We start from the raw sequence: 5,938 nt of genomic DNA, 5'->3' as shown, positions 1-5,938 counted from the left end.
TGGAAGAAGGTGATCGAGACCGGAAAAATCACCGCTGATTAAGACCTGGACCTTGCCATGAGCCTCTCTTCAACACCCTTGATCACCGCGCTGCAGGTGATCCCCGTCGCCGGCCGCGACAGCATGCTGCTGAACCTCAGCGGCGCGCACGGGCCGTTCTTCACCCGCAACCTGCTCATCCTGACCGACAGCGCCGGCCGCACCGGCGTGGGCGAGGTGCCGGGCGGCGAGAAGATCCGCCAGACGCTGGAAGACGCCCGCCCGCTGGTGGTGGGCCAGCCGGTGGGCAGCCATGCCGGCCTGCTGCGCACGCTGCAGCAGGCCTTCGCCGACCGCGACGCCGGCGGCCGCGGCCTGCAGACCTTCGACCTGCGCACCACCATCCACGCGGTCACCGCGGTGGAATCGGCAATGCTCGACCTGCTGGGCCAGCACCTGAACCTGCCGGTGGCGGCCCTGCTGGGTGAAGGCCAGCAACGCGATGCGGTGGAGATGCTGGGCTACCTGTTCTTCATCGGCGACCGCACCAAGACCGACCTGGCCTACGACAGCCAGCCGGATGAAGCCGACGACTGGCTGCGCCTGCGCCATGAGCAGGCGATGACGCCCGATGCCGTGGTCAGGCTGGCCGAGGCGGCTTACCAGCGCTATGGCTTCAACGACTTCAAGCTCAAGGGCGGCGCGCTGCGGGCGGAAGAAGAGATCGAAGCCATCCGCGCGCTGCACGAGCGCTTTCCGAAGGCCCGCGTCACGCTGGACCCCAACGGCGGCTGGCTGCTGAAAGATGCGGTGCGCCTGATGCGCGACATGCGCGGCGTGGTGGCTTATGCCGAAGACCCCTGCGGCGCCGAAGAAAGCTTCTCGGGCCGCGAAGTGATGGCCGAATTCCGCCGTGCCACCGGCCTGCCCACGGCCACCAACATGATCGCCACCGACTGGCGGCAGCTGACGCATGCGCTGTCGCTGCAGTCGGTCGACATTCCGCTGGCCGACCCGCACTTCTGGACCATGGCCGGCAGCGTGCGCGTGGCCCAGACCTGCCGCGACTGGGGCCTGACCTGGGGCTCGCATTCCAACAACCACTTCGACGTGTCGCTGGCGATGTTCACCCATGTGGCCGCTGCCGCCCCAGGCAACGTGACCGCCATCGACACCCACTGGATCTGGCAGGACGGCCAGCGCCTGACCACCGACCCGCTGCAGATCCGCGGCGGCCTGGTGCAGGTGCCCAAGGCGCCGGGTCTGGGCATGCAGCTGGACATGGCCGAGGTGGAGAAGGCCCACCAGCTGTACCGCCAGCACGGCCTGGGCTCGCGCGACGATGCGGTGGCGATGCAGTACCTGATCCCCGGTTGGACCTTCAACCCCAAGCGCCCGGCGCTGGACCGCTGAACAACGCCGTCAACCACAACAACGAGGAGACCCACGATGAAGCCGATCAACACGCAGCGCCGCCGCCTGATGCAAGCCGCGGCCGCCACCGGCCTGGCCGCCACCGGCGGCAGCGCGCTGGCGCAGGTGTTCGAGTTCAAGCCCCACCAGCGCTACCCCGACCCGGCGGTGCAGATCCTGGACCCGTCGTTCGCCAAGTACCGCATCTACAGCAGCACGGTGGAGCAGGTGGCCAGCGGCATGCGCTGGGCCGAAGGGCCGGTGTACTTTCCCGAAGGCGGCTACCTGTTGTGGAGCGACATCCCCAACAACCGCATCATGAAGTACAGCGAGCGCGATGGCAGCGTGAGCGTGTTCCGTGCCAATGCCAATTACGCCAACGGCAACGCCCGCGACCGCCAGGGCCGGCTGGTGACCTGCGAGCATTCGGTGACCCGCCGCGTCACCCGCACCGAGCGCGACGGCAGCATCACCGTGCTGGCCGACAGCTTCGAGGGCAAGCGCCTGAATGCGCCGAACGACATCGTGGTCAAGTCCGACGACAGCGTGTGGTTCACCGACCCGCTGTTCGGCATCAACGGCGAATGGGAAGGCTCGCGCGCCAAGCCGGAACAGGCCGGCACGAACGTCTACCGCATCGCCGCCGATGGCCGCATCAGCGCGGTGATCACCGACCTGGTCAACCCCAACGGCCTGGCCTTTTCACCCGACGAGAAGCACCTGTACGTGGTCGAGTGGAAGCCCACGCCCAACCGCAGCATCTGGCGTTACGACGTGGGCGCCGACGGCGTGAGCCTGAGCAACAAGACCAAGCTGATCGACGCCACCGACCAGGGCGCGCTCGATGGCTTCCGCGTCGACCGCGACGGCAATCTGTGGTGCGGTTGGGGCAGCAACGGCGCCTTGGCCGCCGAGCCGGTGCAGATGAACGGCCGCGCGGTCTACCCGCTCAAGGGCCAGCCCGAAGACCTGGACGGCGTGCGTGTGTTCAGCCCGCAGGGCAAGCCGCTGGCGCACATCCGCCTGCCCGAGCGCTGCGCCAACCTGTGTTTCGGCGGGCCGAAGAACAACCGGCTGTACATGGCCAGCAGCCACTCCATCTACGCGCTGTACGTCGAAGCGCATGGGGCTACATAGAGCCCCCAAGCTCGCTACGCTCGCGCCCCCCCGTGGGGGAGCATTCAGCCTTGGGGCGGCCCGGCGGCTGAATGATCACATCGGCTCGCTGCGCTCGCGCCCCGGGCTTCACGCGCTCACCGCCACGATCACGCTGCCCGCCTTGAAGAAGGCGGTGGCGCGTCCGCCGGCGGTCAGGCCCATGGCCTGCACGCTGGACTGGGTGACGATGGCGGTGACGCTGCCGCCGACGTCCAGGTCCAGCGTCACTTCGCTGTTCACCGCGCCGGGCTGCACCTGGCGCACCACGCCCGCGAACTGGTTGCGGGCCGACAGGCGCATGCCGTCCACGTCGGTGGCCAGCATCACCGACGAGGCCTTGACCAGTGCCACCGCCGGCATGTTCAGCCGCAGGCCCAGCGCGTCGGTGCTGTCGCGGGTCACCGTGGCCACCACCCGCGGGCCGTGGTCCACGCTGATCTCCACTTCGTCGTTCACCGCGCCGGCGCGGATGGCGGTGACGCGGCCGTTGAACTGGTTGCGGGCACTGGTCTTCAAGATCATCCACCTCGTTGGCGACACCTCGGCCTGCAGGTCGAAGGCTTCTTCGTCCAGCAGCTGCAGCAGCCGCTGGTGCACCGCGGCCACCTGCTCATAACGTTCCACCAGCTGCCGGCCGTGGTCGGTGAGGCGGGTCGATCCGCCGCCACGGCCGCCCGCGCTGCGTTCGACCAGCGGCTGGCCGGCCGCGCGGTTCATCGCCTCGATGGCGTCCCATGCGCCCTTGTAGCTCAGGCCCACGGCCTGCGCGGCGCGGGTGAGCGAGCCGCCATCGGCCACCGCACGCAGCAAGGCCATGCGGGCCGCGCCAGCCACCCGCTCGGTGCCGCAATCGACCCACAGCTCGCCGCCCAGGCGCGGGCGTTCGGGGCGCTTGGCGTGGCGGGCCATCAGCGCACGACCTCCGGCTCGGTCGCCACCACCCGCCCGGCCTGCAGCGGCACCACCGCATCGGCCAGCAGCTCGGCGTCTTCGTCGTCGTGGGTGATCAGCAGCGTGGGCACGGCCACATCGGCGCGCAGGTCCAGCAGCTCGCGGCGCAGGGCCTGGCGCAGCGGCCGGTCGAGTGCGGCGAAGGGCTCGTCCAGCAGCAGCGCATCGGGCTCCGTCACCAGCGCGCGGGCCAGCGCGGTGCGCTGGCGCTGGCCGCCCGAGATCTGGTGCGGGTAATGGTCAACGATGGCCTGCAGGTGGAAGGCGCGCACCCAGCGGTCCACCTGCGGCGCATCGGCCCCGCGCGCCGGGTTGAACCAGCCGCGCCGCAGCGCAAAGCCGATGTTCTGCCGCACCGTGAGGTGCGGAAACAGCGCGTAGTCCTGGAACACATAGCCCAGCCGCCGTTCGCGCGCCGGCAGGTTGATGCCGGCCGCGCTGTCGTGCAGCACCCGGGCGCCGATGGCCACGCGGCCGGCATCGGGACGGGCCATGCCGGCGATGAGCTTGAGTGTCTGCGTCTTGCCGGCGCCGGAAGGGCCGACCAGGGCCACATGTGGCTGTGCCAGCGCGAAGGCGACGTCGAGCTGGAAGGTCTGCGCACCGTGGCGCAGGCGGCGCTGCAACTGCACGTTCCACCGCAGCGGCGCGGCGGTGGGGGCGGTGGGTGGGGGCAGGGGCGCTGGGCGGTCCAGGCCGGCGGTGTGCATCACGGTCTCAGGCATGCCGCATCACCCGCGCGCCAGCACACGCCCGGGCGCGAGCCGGCCGGCAGCCAGCAGCACCGCGATGCAGGTGAGCGAGGTCACGCCCACCAGGAAGTTGGCCACGTCGTCCTGGCCGGCCTGCACCGCTTCGTACACCGCGATCGACAGCGTCTGCGTCTTGCCCGGGATGCTGCCGGCCACCATCAAGGTGGCGCCGAATTCGCCCAGCGCCCGCGCAAAGGCCAGCAACAGCCCGGCCAGGATGCCGCGCCAGGCCAGCGGCAGCGTGACGCGGAAGAACACCGCGGCTTCGCGCAGGCCCAGCGAACGGGCGGCGTCTTCCAGCTGCGGGTCGACGGTCTCGAACGCGGCGCGCGCGGCCTTGAACACCAGCGGAAACGAGACCACCGCCGCCGCGATGACCGCCGCCTGCCAGCTGAAGATCAGCCGGATGCCGAAGTGCTGCAGCAGCCAGCCGCCCAGCGGCCCCTGGGTGCCGATCAGCACCAGCAGGTAGTAGCCCAGCACGGTGGGCGGCATCACCATCGGCAGCGTGAGCGCGGCGTCCAGCAGGTCGCGGCCGGGAAAGCGCGCCCGCGCCAGCAGCAGACCGCACCCGATGCCCAGCACCAGGTTGATGGCGGTGGCCCAGCCCGCCACCTTGAGCGTGAGCAGCAGCGGCACCAGCGCGCCGCTGAACGGGGGACCCAGGCCGTCGCTCAACGCGGCTGCCCGAAGCCATGGCGCGCCAGCACCGCTTGTGCCGGCGGGCTCAGCAGCCATTGCACGAACTGCTGCGCCAGCGCGGGCTGCGGGCTGGCCGCCACCGGCGCGGCGGGGTAGAGGATGGGCTGCGCCGTGGGCACGGTGAAGGCCACCTTCACCTTGCCCGGCACCAGCGCCGCATCGGTGGCGTAGACGAAGCCGGCATCCACCTCGCCACGGGCCACGTAGTCCAGCGCCTGGCGCACGTTGTTGGCGCCGATGATGCGCGGCTCGATGGCGGTCCACAGCCCGGCGGCCTGCAGCACCTGCTGGGTGTAGCGGCCCACCGGCACGCTGGCCGGCAGCCCGATGGCCACGCGCGGGTAGGCCGGCTGGGTGAGGTCGGCCAGGCTGCGCGGCTGCTGGGGGCTGCCGGCCGGCACGATGAGCACCAGCGTGTTGCTGACCACGTTGCGCCGCTGCTCGGCCTTGACCAGGCCTTGGGCCTGCGCCTGGTCCATCGTGGACTGGTCGGCGCTGACGAACACGTCCACCGGCGCGCCCCTGGCGATCTGCTGCAGCAGGGCGCCGGAAGCCGCGAAGTTGGTTTGCAGCCGCGTACCCGGATGTGAAGCCTCGAAGGCGGGCGCCAGTTCCTGGAAGGCGTTGTTCAGGCTGGCTGCGGCCGAGACGGTGAGATCGGCCGCCTGCGTGCTGCCAAGGCCGAACAGCAGCGCGAGCGAGGGCAGGAGTTGAAACTTCATGCCGGTGATGCAAAGGAAAGGGCGATGTGAAGCAGTATAGGCATCGGTTGCCCTTGGCCCTGGCAGAGAGACGCAATGCCCCGAGTCGTCATCGTTATGCACCCCTGTACATAACAGAGCGCCCGGTCTCTCCGGGTGCACCCCCAGCGCCCCGGCCGGGCATTCCCGCGCGGCCCGGCCAAGGTCACCGCCAGCGGCTACGCTTGCATCCAGCCAAGCCGGCGCTGCGTAGCCTTCGCAGGCCGGATCAATCACAGGAGA

At 70.3% G+C, this 5,938-nt stretch carries 6 protein-coding genes; 2 read left to right on the top strand and 4 right to left on the bottom strand.

The genetic code is table 11. From position 1 onward, the window contains the following. Positions 1 to 57: 57 nt before the first annotated feature. Complete coding sequence (gene gudD, locus ABNT58_RS25665; RefSeq protein ID WP_348756216.1) at positions 58 to 1,392, top strand: glucarate dehydratase; 1,335 nt, start codon at positions 58 to 60, stop codon at positions 1,390 to 1,392. Between the two features lie 36 nt (positions 1,393 to 1,428). Further along, the gene (locus ABNT58_RS25660) at positions 1,429 to 2,529 is read left to right on the top strand and encodes an SMP-30/gluconolactonase/LRE family protein (protein ID WP_348756215.1); all 1,101 of its coding nucleotides are present in this window, start codon (positions 1,429 to 1,431) and stop codon (positions 2,527 to 2,529) included. 108 nt (positions 2,530 to 2,637) lie between these two features. Here the strand turns inward: ABNT58_RS25660 and ABNT58_RS25655 are convergent, their stop codons facing one another. Genes ABNT58_RS25655 through modA form a run of 4 tightly spaced genes read right to left on the bottom strand, consistent with a single transcriptional unit; the run spans position 2,638 to position 5,677 of the window. Next, positions 2,638 to 3,459 (bottom strand): TOBE domain-containing protein, encoded by an 822-nt coding sequence (locus ABNT58_RS25655; RefSeq protein WP_348756214.1) that lies wholly within the window; start codon positions 3,457 to 3,459, stop codon positions 2,638 to 2,640. After that, a complete protein-coding gene (locus ABNT58_RS25650) occupies positions 3,459 to 4,226 on the bottom strand; it encodes an ATP-binding cassette domain-containing protein (RefSeq protein ID WP_348756213.1) in 768 nt (255 codons plus the stop codon). Before ABNT58_RS25650 ends, ABNT58_RS25655 begins: the two co-directional genes overlap by 1 nt. A gap of 6 nt (positions 4,227 to 4,232) precedes the next feature. Continuing rightward, on the bottom strand, positions 4,233 to 4,931 hold the full coding sequence (gene modB, locus ABNT58_RS25645; RefSeq protein ID WP_348756212.1) for a molybdate ABC transporter permease subunit: 699 nt from the start codon (positions 4,929 to 4,931) through the stop codon (positions 4,233 to 4,235). Beyond that, positions 4,928 to 5,677 (bottom strand): molybdate ABC transporter substrate-binding protein, encoded by a 750-nt coding sequence (gene modA / locus ABNT58_RS25640; RefSeq protein ID WP_348756211.1) that lies wholly within the window; start codon positions 5,675 to 5,677, stop codon positions 4,928 to 4,930. Before modA ends, modB begins: the two co-directional genes overlap by 4 nt. Positions 5,678 to 5,938 lie beyond the last annotated feature (261 nt).

The sequence above is a fragment of the uncultured Aquincola sp. genome (genome assembly GCF_964001545.1).
Taxonomy (GTDB): domain Bacteria; phylum Pseudomonadota; class Gammaproteobacteria; order Burkholderiales; family Burkholderiaceae_C; genus Aquincola.
Note: the sequence above shows the minus strand (reverse complement) of the source record. Positions and strands in the feature narration are given on the sequence as shown.